Origin of the sequence: Nocardioides euryhalodurans (genome assembly GCF_004564375.1) — a bacterium.
In the GTDB taxonomy this organism is placed as follows: domain Bacteria; phylum Actinomycetota; class Actinomycetes; order Propionibacteriales; family Nocardioidaceae; genus Nocardioides; species Nocardioides euryhalodurans.
The window spans coordinates 3,965,442-3,979,147 of sequence record NZ_CP038267.1; the positions used below are offsets into that span (position 1 = coordinate 3,965,442).

Genomic DNA, 13,706 nt, shown 5'->3' on the forward strand with positions numbered 1-13,706 from the left:
CGAGGTTAGGGCTGGCCGTGGCTCCGGCGCGGCGTTTTCGAACTATCCACGAAGCCAGCAGATCCCGCCTACGCTGGTCCCTGCCCCCTTCTCGCCCGGAGACCCGCCATGACGCTCATCAAGCTGCTGCTGCTCGCGGCCATCGTCGTCATCGGCCTCCTCGCGTTCCGTGGGAGCCGCAAGGCCCTCCACAAGGTGCTGTGGCGCGCCTACGTCGTGCTCGTCGTCATCGCCGCCGGCCTGGCCGTGCTCTTCCCCGACGCGCTCACGGAGGTCGCCAACGCGCTCGGCATCGGTCGTGGCGCCGACCTCCTCCTCTACCTGCTGGTCGTCACGTTCATGCTCGTGTCGGTCGTGCTGTTCCGGAGGATCGGCGCCCTCGAGCGCCGCTACACGGCCCTGGCTCGGACCCTGGCAGTCCAGGAGGCCCTCGCGACGCGTCAGGAGTCCTGGGCCGGCGACGGCGCTGACCGTACGGAGTCGTCCTCGGGCTTGTGACGGGCCGCGCGCAGCCCGATCGCGAACGTGCTCCCGCCGACCAGCCAGGCGAGGACAGCCAGGACGACGGCGAAGAGGCGTGGGTCGTCGTCGATCGCCAGCGCGGCAACGGGGAGGACTGCTGCGGCCGGGGCGTACAGCAGCCGCGCGCGCAGGACGGCGCGGGTGTCGGAGGCGTAGCGGAGGAGCGCTGTCCCGCCGGTCCACATCGCCAGACCCACGTACTCGACCGACACGATCGGAACCACCGACTCCGCGACCGTCCAGGTGTCCCCGATGAGCCCGCGCCCCACAGCGTCCGGAAGCAGCGCGGCGATCACGCCCCAACCGGCGGCGCACAGCACCAGCAGCCCTGTGAGGGTGCCCAGCAACCGAACCGCTTCCCGGGGACGTCGGCGCAGGGCCTCCGGCACCGCAGCGAGCGTCATGGCCGTCATGAGCGTCGCGACCGGCGCGAAGAGCATCGCGGCGCCCCGAACGGCCGCGACGACCGTCGCGCCAGCGACCAGGGCGGCCCCCCAGCCGTTGGCGACGGGGACGGCTCCGCTCAGGGCGCTGTCCGCCCCGAGGTGGCGTCGTCGGGCATCGCCGCGCCACCAGCCCCAGAGACCTGAGAATCGTGGCGGCGCGAGGACCCCCGCGAGCGCGCCGACGGCGAGGGACCCGGCACCCGCTGCCAGCCAGAGGGACATCCCGCCCGTTGCCGACAAGGACAGCCTGCCACCGACGTCCAGCGCGAGGCCGACCACGCAGGGGACCAGCCACACGGTGTCCATCAGCAGGGCCACGACGGGGGTGCCGACGGCGATCGCGGTGTAGCGAGCCAGGTCCTGGACCAGCACGACCACCGCTGCCACCCCGAGAAGCGCGACCAGCGTTCGTCCGCCGGAGGCCACGACCGCCGCAGCGAGCAGGAGGGCGGCCGCCGCGGCTCCGGACGAGAGCACCCCGCCAGTCGTGAGTCGCAGGACCTCGTGGGACCGGGAGACCGAGCTGACGTCCATCCCCACGATCACGCCGAACATGGCTCTGCTCACAGCCATCGCCAGGGCCAGCGCCCCGTACGCCACGAGGAAGACCCCGAACTCCTGCGGTGCGACGGCCCGCCCCACGAACAGGACGGGGAAGTACCAGGCCGCGCTGGCCAGCACCTGGTCAGCGACCGAGATCGTGAGTCGGCCGCGACCAGTCAGCCGGCTGGCCACCACTGGGCGGCTCGTACGTGGGCGCGCTCGAGGTCCGCGGTCGTGTCCACCTCGGCCAGCTCGATCGTCGCGGCAGGGAGGGGCAGGTGCTCGGCCAGCGCCTCGTACACGAAGTTCTCGTGCCCTTCGAGGACGTCGGCGGGAGTGATCAGGACGCTCGCCCACTCCTGCGCCTCCGGCGTCGCACGGTCGAAGCCGACGACCTCCGTGCCACGGTCGCCCTCGCGGACGGCGGCGAAGACAGCGTGGTCGGAGGAGGCGGGCGTCAGCCCGACGAGGGAGCGATGACCTCGTGCCGCCTCGACGAACGACCCGAGTGCTCCGGGGGCGATGAGGCAGTCCCCATCGATGAACAGTGCGGGGCCGGGCAGTCCGCGCGCGCCGAGACGGTAGCTGTGGATCGTCTGGGTCGTGCGGAAGTCGGGGTTGCGCACGAGCACGACGTTGCGGTGGTGCAGTGCGCAGTGCTGGATGATGAGCTCCTCGCGGTAGCCCACCACGACGTGGATCCGGTCGGTCTGCCGCTCGACCTCCTCGATCAGCCTGGACAGGATGGTCCGCCCACCGACCTCGACCATGCACTTCGGGAGGCCGTGTCCCAGGCGTGACCCCAGACCGGCAGCGGCGATCACAGCTCCGCCAAGAGTCGACACAGGTCCCTCCCCTCGTGGACGACGTAGTCCGCGGCTTCCACCGCGGACCTGGTGGGGGAGTGGACCCCTCCGAAGGCGACACCGTAGGTGGCCTCGCGCAACATGGGAACGTCGTTGGCACCGTCGCCGACTGCGATCACCCTGTCGAAACCGCGGGATGGCAGGCCGCGCACGAACTCCCCCTTGTCCAGGACGTGGTCGACCCGCAGGTGACCGTCCCGGTGGGACGCGATCGAGGCGACCATCGGGCACGCGAGCCGGTCGAGCATCGGCGTCAACCAGACCCCCAGGTTCCCGGTGACCACGAAGCAGGAATCGGCGCGGTCGGTGACGAACTGTTCGAGGTGCTCGTCGAGGGGAAGGTCCGCGACCACCCGGTGTACGCGCTCGATCGGCACCGCGCCGAGGAGCAGGGCGCGGAGTCGGAGGGACTGTGCAAAGGAGAGATGCCCGTCCATCGTGACGCGGGTCAGCGTCTCGACCTCCTCGGAGAAGCCGATCTCCGCCGCGATCGCCGGGAGGATCTCCATCGCGCTGAGTGTGCCGTCGAGGTCGAAGCAGTACGCGGTGCGGGTCATGCCGCTCCCGTTCCGGTGCTCAGCAGGAACCACTCCTGCTGCGTCTCGCGGCGGTTGTTGAGATCCGGGTCGTCGTAGACGTAGCCGTGGCCCCTGAGCGTGAAGCCGGGGACCCCACCAGCGGCCTCGATGGCCCCGAGCAGCTCGGCACGAGTGCGGTAGACCGCGTGGTAGTCGGCGTCCAGCTCTTCGGAGTGGTGGTCCACGAGGGTGAGTCGGTCGCCCTGCGCCACCGGCTCCCGAAGCAGGACGAGGGCGCCGTCCACGGTTGCACCCGCGATGCAGCGCAGTGCGGAGTCCAGACCGTCGTCGTTGAGGTAGATGAACACCCCTGACACCAGGACCCGGTCGAAGGGTTCGTGCTCGCCCAGCGAATCGAGCGAGAAGTCCGACGCGTCCGCGACCGAGAAGCGGACGCGCGGCGGCTGCCCGTGCTCGGCCGCCGCGTGCTCGACCAGTCCGGGGGCGAAGTCGATGCCGTGGTAGGACGCGACCTTGGAGGAGATGGTGGACGTCCAGCGCCCCGTGCCACATCCGACGTCGAGCAACCGCTGGCTGCCGTCGAGCTCCAGCCGGGGCGTGAGCACGCGCCGCTCGTAGGCGTCGCGCTTCTCGGCCAGGTCCGGGTGCCGATCCTGGTAGATGACGGCACGGGTCGCGCCGAGCTCAGGGATCCGCGCTGCCCGTCGTTCGAAGAACTTGCTGACCTTCTCGGAGTCGAGCCTGAGGTGGTCACCCTCCTCGCCCTTCCCGATCACGCGGCTCAACGCGCGCCCTCCCGCGGATCGCCCTGGACCCAGTACGCGGTGCTCGAGTGCGGGGGAACCCGCTGGTGCTCCGGGGGAAGCGTCATGAAGTCACCATAGATCTGCTCCAGCAGGTCTGCCGCCTTTCGTGGCACAGGCGCGCTGACCGACTCGAAGGCGACCAGCTCCGCGGGGGCCAGATCGGTCTCCGCGATCCGCCAGGGGACGCTGGCGACGAGCATGCCCACGTGACCGGTGGCGGCCCCGCCACGCAGCGTGGCGACCCTGGTCCTGGCGCGGGTGAGCGCCGCGGTCGGGACTGGTCGCAGCAGGGCACGGGCAACGCGCAAGGCGACTCTCGTCCGCCTCGCAAGATCGGGGGTGGGCTCGACGACCTTGGCCAGCAGCACGGCGCGGACTGCCATCGCGAGGGCGCGGTGGCAGCGCCAGGCCAGACGGCCGGCCGGGACGTGGTCGACCGGGATCACGTCCACGTTGACACCGAAGTGGTCGGTTCCCCCGGCGACCGGCTCACGTACGACGGTGCCGGATCGACAGACCTTCGCATAGGCGTAGGGGAAGTCGCCGTGGGTGTCCCCGGAGGCGAGGTAGACCCGTCCCGACCGTGGGAACTCGCGGCAGAACACCTCGTAGTCCGCCCGGGGCATCATCACGTCGAGGTCGTCGTCCCAGGGGATGAAGCCTTCGTGGCGAAGGGCGCCGATGAGCGTGCCGGCGTACAGGAAGTAGGTCAGTCCCTCGGCTTCGCAGTGAATCCTGATGTCCTCGAGCAGCCCGAGCAGGATGTCTCGGTGTTCCGCAAGCGTCACGACGCGCATGCCCTCGGTCACGTCGCTCCCTCCCTGTCAGCACCTGCACCCAAGGCGTGGTGGGCGCGCCAGCAGGAGTAGACCCAGCAGGCGAGTCCCATCGTGGCCAGTGCGGCCACCCCGACGAAGGGTGCGGTGATCCACGCCGGGTCGCCGGTCAGCGGGCTTCGGTCCAGCTCGCGTCCGAGCACGAACTGGAGACATCGGACATGCATCACGAAGAGGCTCGGCACGCCGAAGACGAGACCGAGTGTCTTCAGCATCCGCAGGGGGCGTTCCTCGAGGGCAATCCCGGCCATCAGGACCACGCCCAGGGCGAGGCACCACGAGTAGCGCCCCTGCCAGAGCGTGCCCGCGGTGGGTAGACGCGAGTAGGTGTACCACGCGCCGACCGCGACCGCGCCGATTGCCGCGGCGAGGGCCGCGACCCTGAGCCGGGGGACGCGGGTGAGGACCAACGGCAGCAACAGGAAGGCGAACATGACCAGACCGGCTACGTAGACGTCGAGGGTGGCGGCGTTGCCCCTGAAGGGTGCTGCGGAGATGACCTGGAAGAACCACAGCGGGATCTCGCCGAGCGTCTCGCCCAGACGACTTCCGACCATGTCGTAGGTCCCTGCGGGATCCGGCGAGGGATGTGCCAGGACCCACAGCGTCGACGTGACGGCCGAGCAGCCGATCACGACGGTGGCGACGGCCATGAGGCGACGATGTCGTCGCAGCACATCTCGAACACCGGTCTGCCCCAGCAGCACGATCCACACGCACAGGATGAGCAGCAGCCAGACCGGGCTGAAGGGTCGGATCCAGGCAAAGGTCGCTGCGAGGGGGATGGACGCCAGCAGCAGACGACCACGGTGCGCGTCGTCCGCCGGGCGCGTGGTGCCGAGGAGGCATGCCCACAGAGCCAGGGCCAGCATCACCTCTACGCCGTTCGGGGCGACGAGGACCAGGGAGTAGACCGTCGTCGGCGTCAGCACGACCGCGGCAGCGACGAGTGGCCAGGCGGATCGTGCCCAGCCCGTGATGGTCCAGACGGTGGCTCCGAAGAGCGTCGCGCACAACAGCGCGGAGAGGATGCGCATCGCGTACAGGGCTGCGTTCCCGTCGAGGAACCAGGTGGGCCAGCCCACCGCCAGGTAGTACGTCGGCTGGTAGATCGCGGCCGCGCTGGCGATCGCCACCTGCCCCACACCGACCTCCCCGGTCGGTCGGCAGTTGTCCGCACCCGGATAGTCGAGCGACTCGCAGAGCGGCCGTGCCGCGTCGGCAATCCCGTCGTTGACCGTCACGAGCAGGCCACGTCCGTCGTCCGGCCTCCCGAGGTCGGTGAAGAGCTCGCCGTGGCCGGCGGCGCTGGCGCGGTAGGCGTGGTCGAACTCGTCGATCCCGGCGAAGGGAGGCATGGCGAGGATCCACGCAGCCTGGAGGAGCAGCAGCCCCAGGACCATGAGTCCCGTCAGGCGGCGACGTGCACTACCCGGCACGGTTGCTCCCGGCGAGGACCGACCTCACGACGTCGTAGGCGGGGCGCATCAACCGTGGTGGCAGCAGCCTGAACGACACGCGGAGCACGAGGTTGGTGGCTGACCGAGCCGGGCCGACGAGACCCAGGCGTCGGAGATGCCGCTGCAGGTGCCACTCCGCGCGGATCGCTTCCCGGTCGGCGCGACGACGGTACGACGCCTCGTCGACCCGGTAGTGGACCAGGGGCTGAGGCAGGTTGTGGAAACGCGTCCCCGCAGCGGCGAGGCGTGCCCAGAGGTAGTAGTCCTCCATGCCGGCGAGCGGGAGGTAGCCGCCGGCACTCACCACGTCCTGGCGGCACATCAGGACCGTCGGATGGTTCACGGGATTGACGCTGCGCAGCTTCCGGACGATCTCGTCGTGGTCGAGGGGCATGTCCCGTCGCGCCGTCGCCGTCCCGGGATCCTCCTCGAACTCCAGCATCGCGCTCCCGATCACCCCTGCTGTGCCCTCCCTCGCAGCGAGGGCCTGCAGCTCGATCCGCCGCGGGTCCGCGACGTCGTCCGCGTCCATGCGCGCCACCCAGGCCGCCGTCGTGTGCGCGAGACCCGCGTTGAGTGCTCCCACGAGCCCGACGGAGCCGGGTTCGAGCACGACGAGCTCCGGAGCGAGGGCACGCTCCTCGTCGAGGACCACGTCGTGCGCGGGTGTGAGCGGGCCGTCCCGGACGACGAGGATCTCCCCCGCTCGCAGGGTCTGGTGACGGAGGCTGTCGAGCGCTCCGCGGAGGTGGGCGGCCGAGGTGTTGCGGTGGACCGGCATCAGGATGCAGATGTCGGCCGCAGACATGCCGGTCATGCCTGCGTGACCTCGCCCGGACTCGTCGTGCCGCAGTCGTTCGGGCCCCGCCAGCGGGTCATCGGCGCGCGCGAGGCACCTGTGACGACCTGCGACATGCGGCCAGCCTAGATGCCGGACGCCGTCGGACGGGGCTGAATCGCGCGTTCGGCGCCGGGTGAGTGACCGGTCTCGTCCTCGAGGTTCCCTCAGTCCAGCCCGATCGAGAACGCCGACTCGAGGTCGTGCTTGGAGTAGGTCCGGAACGCGATGTGGGTCTCGGTGGCCGTCACTCCGGGGACCTTGTTGAGCCGGTCGGCGACCACGGCGGCGACGTCGTCGTGGTTGCTCACGCGCACCAGCGTGATCAGGTCGATCTGGCCGGTCACCGAGTAGACCTCGCTGACGCCGTCGAGGGCCGCGATCTGCTCGGCGACCTCGGGGATGCGGGCCACGTCGGCCTTCACGAACACGATGGCGGTGATCATGCGCCCGAGGTTAGCGGGCCGGGCGGTGGGTCGGCGCAAGGCTGCGCCGCTCGTCGAACGGCACCAGTGAGAGCCGCGACTGGGTCACGGCGTCGTGGAGCGCCAGGTGGCGGGTGGAGCCGGTGATCGGGCAGGTCCACTCACCGTCGACGTCCACCAGCCGGATCCCCGGGGACTCCAGCCAGCGCAGGATCCGCTCGGTCTCCTCGGCCGTCGCGGCTGGCACCGGGCCGGGAGCCGGTCGCACCGACTCGGCGCCCAGGCGCAGGGCGTCGACGAACGCGTGGGCGTCCGTGCCGGAGGGGATCACGCCGGCTGCGGCGAGGCGTCCGTGGCGTACGACGTGGACCGCCCATCGCCCGTCGTCCTCACGGCGGGCGGCGATGACCTCGGGGCACCGGGTGAGGGCGCTCAGTCGCTGGGTGCGCGCGGTGGCCCGGATGAAGGCGGCCAGCCGGTCACGGTGGACGCCGGCCTCCTCGAAGCGCTCGTCCGCCGCCAGCGACGCCATCCGCTCGTTGATCGCGTCGACCACCTCGTCGGGCCGGCGCAGCAGGCTGTCGCGCAGCTGGCGCACCACGGCGGCGTACGTGGTGTCGTCGACGCTGCCGTCGCACGGCGAGAGGCAGCGCCCCATCTCGGCCAGGACGCAGGCCGCCTTGCTCGGTCGGCGGGCCAGGCGGTCCGAGCACTGCCGGACGGGGAAGGTGTCGTGGAGCGCCGACAGGCACTTCTCGGCCACCTTCTTCGACGAGAAGGGGCCCAGGTAGTCGGCTTCGTCGTCGGCGACCCGCCGCACCAGGGACAGGCGTGGCCAGGGCTCCCGGGTGAGCTTGATGAAGTGGACCTTTTCGGGGAAGCGCGATCGTCGGTTGTAGCGGGGCTTGTGCTCGGCGATCAGGCGCAGCTCCCGCACCTCCGCCTCGAGCGGGGTCGCACACTCGATCCCGGTGACCTCGCTCGCGAGCCCCACCATCTCGCCCATCCGGGTCCGCGTCTCGGAGGCCGTGAAGTAGGAGCGGACCCGGGTGCGGAGGTCGCGGGAGGTCCCGATGTAGAGGACCCGGGCGGCGTCGTCACGGAAGAGGTAGACACCGGGGGAGTGGGGCAGCTTCTCGGCGAGGTGGCGCTTGCGCCGCTGGGCGGCGGAGACCTTGGCGGAGAACGTCTGCAGCTCCTCGAGGGTGTGGACTCCCAGACCGCCGAGGCGTTCCATCAGGCCGTGGAGGACGTCGACGGTGGCGCGCGCGTCGGAGAGCGCGCGGTGGTTGGGCGTGGTCGACGCATTGAAGACGCGGGCCAGCGAGGAGAGCTTGCAGTTGGGCGCGTCGTCGCGGGTGATCACGCGGCGGGCGAGCACCGCGGTGTCGACCACCTCGAAGGTGGGCCACGGGCGCCCCTGCTGCTCGGCGAAGTGGCGCAGGAAGCCGACGTCGAACGGTGCGTTGTGGGCGACGAGGACGCAGCCCTCCGCGAACTCCAGGAACGCGGGCAGCACCGACTCGATGGGAGGGGCGTCGCTGACCATGGAGTTGGTGATGCCGGTGAGCACGGCGATGAACGCCGGGATCTCGGTGTGGGGGTTGACCAAGGTCTGGAACTCGCCGAGCACCTCGCCACCCCGGACCTTGACCGCGCCGACCTCGGTGATCCGCGAGCCCCCCGCCGCGGAGCCGCCCGTGGTCTCGAGGTCGACCACGCAGAAGGTCAGGTCGCGCAAGGGCCGCCCGAGCTGGTCGAAGCTCCGCTGCTCCTCCCAGCGGGAGGCGCTCCGGGTGGCGGAGTCGTGGGCGATGGTCACGTCCACGACGCTAGGTGTGGGCACCGACAGACCGCGGGAGGGCGCGCCCTAGGCTGGTCGGGTGAGCACGCAGATCCCGGGTCCGACCCAACGCTGGCGCTGCGGAGGGTGCGGCAACCTCACCCGCTTCGACGTCGCGCGCGTCCGGCGTACGACGGAGTTCTGGCACTTCGACCTCGCCGGTGACCACGAGGTCGAGGAGACCGACGTCCGCGACGAGACCGTGGCCTCGGTGACCTGCCGCTGGTGCGGCCGGGACGACGCGGTCGAGGTCGTGTCACGCGCCGACGTCGCCTCCGACGGCGAGGCCTGACCCGGCGCGACACGCCGCGGCGACCCCTTCTCGGGGCCGGTTGTCAGTGGGGGCCCTCACCCTCACGAACATGACGACACGAATCGACTGCGACACCTGCGTGGTGAGGGGGCTGGCCTGCCACGACTGCGTGGTGACCGTGCTGCTCGGGCCGCCGCCCGAGCTGGAGTTCGACGACGAGGAGAAGCGCGCCCTGGACGCGCTGGCCGCCGGTGGCCTGGTGCCCCCGCTCCGGCTGGTGCAGTCGGTGGACCCGCCGGTGATCGAGTCGGCATGATGTAGGCGCTCTGTGACAGGTGGTGCTCGTGTGATCAGTGCGTCTGGAGTCCCCGCCTCACGTGGCCTGAAACACGTCCCGACCTGTGTGGGAACTTGGCCGCCGTCGCGGATCGCGACTAGGGTGGTGCGCTAGGTGCTCGTGGAAGTGGGTCAGTCCGAGATCCGCGCGGGCACCGCGCCGAGTCCAGACCGGGGGGACGGTCGACGGAGCCGGGGAACCACACCATCTGGGGTGAATCCCCTGCGAGGCAGGTCACGAGAGTGGCGTGTGGAGCAGGGGTAGGGCATGTCGTGCCCGAACCCGTCAGCTCACCCGGTAGGCGTACGACAACCAAGGGAGACCCCCGTCTCGTGCTCAACGGTCGGAAGCGACTCTTCAGTGCCCTCTCGGGCCTCACGCTGGCGGCAGTCGTCGGGCTCGTCCCCGGCGCCGCGCAGGCGGAGCCCGACATCGACGACGTGGAGAACCGGGTCGACCGGCTCTACCACGAGGCCGAGGCCGCCCAGGAGCGGTACCACGACGCCAAGCTGGAGCTCGACGAGCTCCAGGGGGACCTCGACTCCCTGAAGGCCGACCAGGAGCGCCAGGACGACCGCCTCTCGGTGGTCCAGGAGCAGGTCCGCGACACCGTCATCCGCCAGTACCAGGGCGAGAACCTCAACGCCGTCGGGCAGGTCTTCGTCAGCGAGGACCCCACGGCTTTCCTCGACCAGCTGGCCACCATGACCTCCTACAGCGAGCTGCAGTCGCAGATGTTCTCCTCGTACTCCCGCGAGGCCAAGGCGCTCGACCTCCGGCGCGGAGCCACCGAGGGCCAGCTCGCCGAGATCGCTGCGGTCGAGAAGCGCCTCGCCGAGGAGAAGGAGACCGTCGAGGCGAACCTCGCGGAGGCCAAGGAGCTCCTCAGCCGGCTCGAGGCCGAGGAGCAGGAGCGCCTCGAGGCGCAGCAGGTCTCCCGAAGCTCCACTCCCGCCCCGGTCGTCGACGTCGCGGCCTCCGGTCGCGGAGGTGCGGCCGTGCAGTTCGCGATGGGCCAGGTCGGCGACGCCTACGTCTACGGCGCGATGGGCCCGGACGCCTGGGACTGCTCCGGACTCACCATGGCCGCCTGGGCCGCCGCCGGCGTGAGCCTGCCGCACTCCTCGAGCGCCCAGTACAGCTCCGGCCCGCAGGTGGCCGCCAGCGCGCTCCAGCCGGGCGACCTGGTCTTCTACTACAGCCCGATCAGCCACGTCGGCATGTACATCGGCAACGGCCAGATCGTGCACGCCGCCAACCCGAGCACCGGCGTCCAGGTGACCGGCCTGTACTCCATGCCGTTCTCCGGTGCGGTCCGCCCCGGCTGATCCCGTGACCTCGAAGGCCGGCCGCCCACGTCCGTGGGTGGCCGGCCTTTCGTCGTGCTTGGTCCTCGTCCTCGCCGTCGTCGGCTGGGTGGTGCTGACCGACGACGAGTACGTCGCACCCCCGGCGACAGCGCCCGCGGCCGCCGTACGGCCCGGCGAGGCCGCGGCGACGCTCCGTGACCTCGAGGCGGCACTCTCGACCGGCGACCCGGACGCCGCGGCTGCTCTCGCCCCCGACGGCGACGACGAGGCAGCCGCGCTGCTGCGAGCGCTGGCCGGGAACGCAGACCGCATCCAGGTCGAGGACCTCACCCTCCGCTACGTGGACTCGCTCGGCGGCGTCGACGGAGACGGTCGGTGGACGGCAACGGTGGAGACCGGCTGGCGCTTCGCCGGCTTCGACCCGGTCCCGGCCACGGCGGAGGTGGAGTTCCTGCTCGAGGCGGAGGACGACCGGACGGCGATCGCCGGTGTCGGCGGTGCCACGGGCCGCACCCCGGTGTGGCTCGCCGGCCCGGTCGACGTCGTACGGCAGGGCGACGTGCTGGTGGTCGCGGCCGCGGACGCAGGTGGACCTGCCGCGCTCGCCCGGAATGCGGTGCCCGTGGTGCGCCGTGTGCTGCCGTCGTGGCGCAGTGGCCTGGTGGTCGAGGTCCCGCCCGACGCGTCCGCGCTCGACGGGGCGCTCGGTGCGGAGCCGGGGGAGTACGCCGCCGTCGCCGCGGTGACAGGCCGGGTGGGGGACGACGGCTCGCCGCGGACGCCCGTCCACGTGCTCCTCAACCCCGCCGTCTTCGGCGAGCTGGACCGCCAGGGGGCCCAGGTCGTCATGAGCCACGAGGCCGTCCACGTCGCCACCGGCGCGGCCGTCGAGCCCGATGCGGTGCCACCGTGGCTGACCGAGGGCTATGCCGACTACGTCGCGCTCCGTGACGTGGACCTGCCGCTCTCCGTGACCGCCGCCCAGGTGATCCGTCGCGTCCGCCGCGACGGGGCCCCGGCAGCGCTGCCGGGTGACGAGGCGTTCGACACCCGCACGACCCACCTCGGGGCGTCGTACGAGGCCTCCTGGATCGCCTGCACGATGCTGGCCGAGAGGTCCGGGGAGCAGGTGCTCACCCGCTTCTACACCGGGCTGGAGGTAGGGGACGACGTCGCGGCGGAGTTCCGCGCCGCGTTCGGCCTCTCGCTGGCGGCCTTCACCGAGCAGTGGCGGGACCGCCTGACAGACTTGGCCGGGTGACCTGGACCGAGCGACGCGCCGCGTGGGCCGTCCTCGTCGTCGGAGGTCTTGGCTTCGTGCTCGTGGCCGCGTGGCTGGTGCCGTGGCACCCGGTCCCCGGAGGGTTGCCGGACCCGGTGTCGGCGGAGTCGGTGCTCGCTGCCGACCAGATCGCGCGTGCCGAGGACTACTCCTCCCTGGCGCGGTGGTGGAGCTGGAGCAGTCTCGCGTTGTCGCTCCTCGTGGCCGGTCTGCTCGGCTTCACGAGGGCTGGCCGGGCCGTCGTACGACGGTTGCCGGGCCCGTGGCCGGTGCGGGTCGTGCTCGCGGTCGCGTTCTGCGAGGTGGCAGGAAGGCTGGCGACGCTGCCGCTCGGGATCGGGCTGCACCAGCTCCAGGTGGACGCCGGGCTGGCGACGCAGGGGTGGCTCGCCTGGCTCCGTGACGTCGCGGTGGGGCAGCTGCTGACGATCGCGGTGACCGGCGCCGTCCTCGTGGTCGTCGTCGCATGCGCGCGCCGGTGGCGCCGGGCCTGGCCGGCCGTCGTCGGGGGAAGCCTCGGCGCCCTGGTGCTGCTGGGCTCGTTGGCCTACCCGGTCGTCGTCGAGCCGCTCTTCAACGAGTTCACGCCCCTGCCCGACGGCTCGCTGCGCAACGAGATCCTGGCGGCGGCGCAGCTCGAGGGAGTCACGGTCGACGAGGTGCTGGTCGCCGACGCGTCGCGGCGCACGACCACGCTCAACGCGTACGTGTCGGGCTTCGGCTCCACGCGGCGCGTGGTGCTCTACGACAACCTCGTCGACCAGGCGCCGGGCGACCAGGTGTTGTCGGTGGTGGCGCACGAGCTCGCCCACGCGCGGTACGACGACGTGCTGGTCGGGTCGGTGCTGGGCGCGCTGGCGGCGATGGCCGGCGCAGGTGCGCTGGGGCTGCTGGTGGCGCGGGGGCGCCGGGCGGAGGGAGCGGTGGTGCTGGGGCCGGAGGACGTCCCCCGCGTGCTGGCCCTGGTGGCCGTGGCGGTGCTGGTGACGAGCCCGGTCCAGGCGACGATCAGCCGGCTGGTCGAGACCCGGGCCGACGTGACCGCCCTGGAGACCACCGGTGACCCGGTGGCCTTCGTGGAGCTGCAGCGGAGCCTCGCGGTCCGCTCGTTGGCCGATCCCACGCCTCCGGCGTGGTCACAGCTCTGGTTCGGGACCCATCCGACGTTGGTCGAGCGGGTGGCGCTGGCTCGAGGCTGGGAGGCCCCGGGCATCAGCAGTCGGCAGCGGTGATCTCCTGGTTGATGGTGTCGCAGGAGCCCTTGAGCAGTCCGTCGACACCACCGCCGAAGACGAAGACGACGGCGAAGATGATGAGTGCGATGCCCGCGATCAGGAGCCCGTACTCGACCGCGGATGCGCCGCGCTCGTCGCGCTGTTCTCGACCGGTCATGGTCTCAG

General features: G+C 71.5%; 16 protein-coding genes and 1 riboswitch. Of the genes, 6 read left to right on the top strand and 10 right to left on the bottom strand.

The annotated features are described in order from the left end of the window. Positions 1-108: 108 nt before the first annotated feature. The gene (locus EXE57_RS19245) at positions 109-498 is read left to right on the top strand and encodes a DUF2304 domain-containing protein (RefSeq protein WP_135080330.1); all 390 of its coding nucleotides are present in this window, start codon (positions 109-111) and stop codon (positions 496-498) included. Here EXE57_RS19245 and EXE57_RS19250 read toward each other — a convergent pair. The 9 genes from EXE57_RS19250 to EXE57_RS19290 all read right to left on the bottom strand — a co-directional run bounded on the left by EXE57_RS19250 (position 441) and on the right by EXE57_RS19290 (position 9,103). Then, entirely contained in the window at positions 441-1,703 is a 1,263-nt protein-coding gene (locus EXE57_RS19250; RefSeq protein ID WP_135080332.1) for an MATE family efflux transporter, read from the bottom strand. The two genes, EXE57_RS19245 and EXE57_RS19250, sit on opposite strands and share 58 nt — an antisense overlap. Beyond that, entirely contained in the window at positions 1,688-2,281 is a 594-nt protein-coding gene (locus EXE57_RS19255) for a glycosyltransferase family protein (protein ID WP_244246912.1), read from the bottom strand. Before EXE57_RS19255 ends, EXE57_RS19250 begins: the two co-directional genes overlap by 16 nt. A 50-nt stretch (positions 2,282-2,331) precedes the next feature. Next, positions 2,332-2,934 carry an HAD-IB family phosphatase gene (locus EXE57_RS19260; protein ID WP_135080336.1) on the bottom strand — a complete coding sequence of 201 codons (603 nt, stop codon included), beginning with the start codon at positions 2,932-2,934 and terminating at the stop codon, positions 2,332-2,334. After that, positions 2,931-3,692, bottom strand: a complete 762-nt coding sequence (locus EXE57_RS19265) for a class I SAM-dependent methyltransferase (RefSeq protein WP_244247109.1) — start codon at positions 3,690-3,692, stop codon at positions 2,931-2,933. The genes EXE57_RS19260 and EXE57_RS19265 overlap by 4 nt, the downstream gene beginning before the upstream one ends. Positions 3,693-3,697: 5 nt before the next feature. Continuing rightward, complete coding sequence (locus tag EXE57_RS19270) at positions 3,698-4,510, bottom strand: LicD family protein (protein WP_167305979.1); 813 nt, start codon at positions 4,508-4,510, stop codon at positions 3,698-3,700. A 17-nt stretch (positions 4,511-4,527) separates the two neighbouring features. Beyond that, positions 4,528-5,916, bottom strand: coding sequence for a DUF2142 domain-containing protein (locus tag EXE57_RS19275; protein WP_167305980.1), 1,389 nt, complete (start codon positions 5,914-5,916; stop codon positions 4,528-4,530). 70 nt (positions 5,917-5,986) lie between these two features. After that, positions 5,987-6,835, bottom strand: a complete 849-nt coding sequence (locus tag EXE57_RS19280) for a glycosyltransferase (RefSeq protein ID WP_135080345.1) — start codon at positions 6,833-6,835, stop codon at positions 5,987-5,989. A 188-nt stretch (positions 6,836-7,023) separates the two neighbouring features. Continuing rightward, positions 7,024-7,302: an Lrp/AsnC family transcriptional regulator gene (locus EXE57_RS19285; RefSeq protein ID WP_135080347.1), complete on the bottom strand. Its 279-nt coding sequence runs from the start codon at positions 7,300-7,302 to the stop codon at positions 7,024-7,026. A gap of 10 nt (positions 7,303-7,312) precedes the next feature. Next, the gene (locus tag EXE57_RS19290; RefSeq protein ID WP_244246913.1) at positions 7,313-9,103 is read right to left on the bottom strand and encodes a DEDD exonuclease domain-containing protein; all 1,791 of its coding nucleotides are present in this window, start codon (positions 9,101-9,103) and stop codon (positions 7,313-7,315) included. A 61-nt stretch (positions 9,104-9,164) separates the two neighbouring features. Between EXE57_RS19290 and EXE57_RS19295 the strand changes: the two genes are divergently transcribed. From EXE57_RS19295 to EXE57_RS19315, 5 genes are all read left to right on the top strand, one after another. Next, entirely contained in the window at positions 9,165-9,416 is a 252-nt protein-coding gene (locus EXE57_RS19295) for a hypothetical protein (protein WP_135080349.1), read from the top strand. Positions 9,417-9,486: 70 nt separating this feature from the next. Next, a complete protein-coding gene (locus tag EXE57_RS19300; RefSeq protein ID WP_135080351.1) occupies positions 9,487-9,693 on the top strand; it encodes a hypothetical protein in 207 nt (68 codons plus the stop codon). A 178-nt stretch (positions 9,694-9,871) separates the two neighbouring features. Next, a riboswitch (cyclic di-AMP (ydaO/yuaA leader) is annotated at positions 9,872-10,019 on the top strand. 27 nt (positions 10,020-10,046) lie between these two features. After that, positions 10,047-11,042: a C40 family peptidase gene (locus EXE57_RS19305; RefSeq protein ID WP_135080353.1), complete on the top strand. Its 996-nt coding sequence runs from the start codon at positions 10,047-10,049 to the stop codon at positions 11,040-11,042. Positions 11,043-11,046: 4 nt separating this feature from the next. Beyond that, positions 11,047-12,285 (top strand): hypothetical protein, encoded by a 1,239-nt coding sequence (locus EXE57_RS19310; RefSeq protein WP_167305981.1) that lies wholly within the window; start codon positions 11,047-11,049, stop codon positions 12,283-12,285. Further along, positions 12,282-13,538 (top strand): M48 family metalloprotease, encoded by a 1,257-nt coding sequence (locus EXE57_RS19315; RefSeq protein WP_135080357.1) that lies wholly within the window; start codon positions 12,282-12,284, stop codon positions 13,536-13,538. The genes EXE57_RS19310 and EXE57_RS19315 overlap by 4 nt, the downstream gene beginning before the upstream one ends. On the opposite strand, the gene EXE57_RS19320 is transcribed toward EXE57_RS19315, so the two are convergent. Continuing rightward, positions 13,519-13,698, bottom strand: coding sequence for a Flp family type IVb pilin (locus EXE57_RS19320; protein WP_135080359.1), 180 nt, complete (start codon positions 13,696-13,698; stop codon positions 13,519-13,521). The genes EXE57_RS19315 and EXE57_RS19320 overlap by 20 nt on opposite strands. Between the last annotated feature and the right edge of the window lie 8 nt (positions 13,699-13,706).